This is a genomic window from Streptomyces prasinopilosus (genome assembly GCF_001419695.1).
Classification (GTDB): Bacteria; Actinomycetota; Actinomycetes; order Streptomycetales; family Streptomycetaceae; genus Streptomyces; species Streptomyces prasinopilosus.
On record NZ_LIRG01001024.1, the window covers coordinates 1 to 2,645 of the forward strand.

The 2,645-nt window shown below is 73.4% G+C and carries 1 protein-coding gene and 1 pseudogene; both read right to left on the minus strand.

The genetic code is table 11. From position 1 onward, the window contains the following. Nucleotides 1-309: 309 nt before the first annotated feature. Nucleotides 310-1,318 (minus strand): annotated as a pseudogene (locus AOK18_RS29780) (ROK family protein); the annotation flags it as partial. A gap of 193 nt (nt 1,319-1,511) precedes the next feature. Further along, nucleotides 1,512-2,459, minus strand: coding sequence for a beta-ketoacyl-ACP synthase III (locus AOK18_RS29785; protein WP_055696316.1), 948 nt, complete (start codon nt 2,457-2,459; stop codon nt 1,512-1,514). Nucleotides 2,460-2,645: the final 186 nt, after the last annotated feature.

The following is a 2,645-nucleotide window of genomic DNA, read 5'->3' on the forward strand; positions in this document are numbered from 1 at the left end:
GCGGCGGGGTGGGGTGCGTGGTGCCGGTGCGCTGTTCCATCGGTGGAAACGGTGGGTGCTCTACACGGGGAGGGCAGAGTCGTCCTGGGCGGTGGAGCCGGGCTTGCTGCTGCGTGCGGTGGAGCGGAGGGTGCTGCTGCGTGCGGTGGGGCGGAGGACTGGTTACGCGGGTGAGAACAGGTGGTCGCTGATGAGCCGGGCCGCGCCGATGACTCCGGCGGTGGGGCCCAGTTCTCCCAGCACGATGGGCAGGTTGCCGGTCGCCAGAGGCAGCGACTGGCGGTAGACCTGGGTGCGGATGGCGGCGNNCGCCGCCGATCACCACCAGGCCGGGGTTGAAGAAGCTGACCAGGCCGGCGATGACCTGGCCGGTGCGGCTGCCGCCCTCGCGGATCAGGTCGATCGCGGTGGCGTCCCCCGCGGCGGCCGCGGCGGCGACGTCGGCGGCACTCAGCGTGCCGTTCGTCTCCAGGCGGCTCGCGAGTTCGGCGGAGAGTTCCTGCTCGGCGGCCTCCAGCGCGTCCCGGGCCAGGGCCGCGCCGCTGAAGTGGGCCTCCAGGCAGCCCCGGTTGCCGCAGGCGCACGGGCGGCCGTCGGGTACGGCCTGGATGTGGCCGATGTCGCCGGCGCTGCCCGTCGTACCGCGGTAGACCTCACCGCCGACGACGATGCCGCAGCCGATGCCGGTGCCGATCTTGACGCAGAGGAAATCGGGGACGGTGCGGGCGACGCCCGCGTGCTGCTCCCCCATCGCCATCAGGTTCACGTCGTTGTCGACCATGACCGGGCAGCCGAGGTCCTGGCTGAGCGCCTCCCGCACGGGGAAGCCGTCCCAGCCGGGCATGATCGGCGGTGCGACCGGGATGCCCTCGGGGAAGCGGACCGGGCCCGGGACGCCGATGCCGGCGCCGTCGAACCCCTCCGCGAGTCCCGAGGCCCTCAGCTTCGCCGCCATGGCCAGGACCTGCTCGAAGACCGCGACCGGCCCGTCACGCACGTCCATGGGCTGGTTGATGTGCCCGAGGATCTCCAGTTCGGCGTTGGTGACGGCGACGTCGACCGAGGTCGCGCCGATGTCGACGCCCAGGAGCCTCAGGTGCGGGTTGAGGCGGATGTTGTGGGAGCGCCGGCCGCCGCGCGAGGCGGCGAGTCCGTCGGCCACGACGAGTTCCGTCTCCAGCAGCCGGTCCACCTCCACGGCCAGTTTCGACCGGGAGAGGTCGACCTGGTCACCCAGCTGGGCGCGGGAGTTGGGGCCACCGTCGCGCAACAGCCTGAGCAGTCGGGCCTGGTGGGCGTTCGCGGGCCGTGCCGTCATGCGTCTCACGAACCCCTCCCCGCCTCGGTCGGCCTCTGCGCGCCGGATTCCGGCCACGTGTGTGGCGTGCTTTCGAAGGGAACGTAGCAGCGGCTGCCGGAGGTGGGAAGAAGTCGCGCAGGAATTGCCCCCTACTTTTTCCACTCACAGGACAAAGGGGCCGGGGCGGAGCCGGTCTCCCCGGTGTCCGCCGTCAGGGGCAGCGGACGACCTGCCCCGCGTACGAGAGGTTCCCGCCGAAGCCGAACAGCAGGACCGGGTCGCCGGACGTCACCTCGCCCCGCTCGACGAGCTTGGCGAAGGCGAGCGGGATGCTCGCGGCCGAGGTGTTGCCCGACTCGGTGACGTCCCGGGCGACGACCGCGTTGACCGCGCCGATCTTGAGCGCGAGGGGTTCGATGATCCGCAGGTTGGCCTGGTGCAGCACGACCGCGGCGAGGTCCTCCGGCGCGAATCCCGCCTTCTCGCAGGCCTGGCGGGCGATGGAGGGCAGCCGCGTGGTCGCCCAGCGGTACACGCTCTGGCCCTCCTGCGCGAACCGCGGCGGCGTCCCCTCGATCCGCACCGCGTGGCCCATCTCCGGCACCGAGCCCCACAGCACGGGCCCGATCCCGGCCTCCTCGGGGGCCTCGGTCGCCTCGACGACCGCGGCGCCCGCCCCGTCACCGACGAGGACGCAGGTGGTGCGGTCGGTCCAGTCGGCGACCTCGGACATCTTGTCGGCGCCGATCACCAGCGCGCGGCGCGCGGATCCGGCCCGTACCGCGTGGTCGGCGGTGGCGAGCGCGTGGGTGAATCCGGCGCACACCACGTTGAGGTCCAGCGCGGCGGGGCCGGGGATGCCGAGGCGTGCGGCGACCCGGGCCGCCATGTTGGGCGAGCGGTCGATCGCGGTGGAGGTGGCGACCAGCACCAGGTCGATGTCGGCGGGGGTGCGTCCGGCCGTCGCCAGCGCCTTGGCCGCGGCGTGCGCGGCCAGCTCGTCGACGGGCTCGTCGGGGCCCGCGATGTGGCGGGTGCGGATGCCGACCCGGCTCGTGATCCACTCGTCGCTGGTGTCGACCAGGCCCGCCAGGTCCTCGTTGGTGAGCACCCGGGCGGGCTGGTAGTGGCCGACGGCGGCGATGCGCGAGCCGATCATGGGTGGGTCCCCCTCGTGTTGCGGTTGCGGGATCCACCAGTCTGATCAGTGACCCGCGGGTACGCCGACAGGCGATGCGACAGGATTCGGGGGCCGGGCTTGTCGGCTTCGGTCAGCCCGTGGACGCCGGGACACGCGCCGCGGCACGCCCCGTGACGCGCCCCTCGGGTGCGCCCCGCGGGGCGC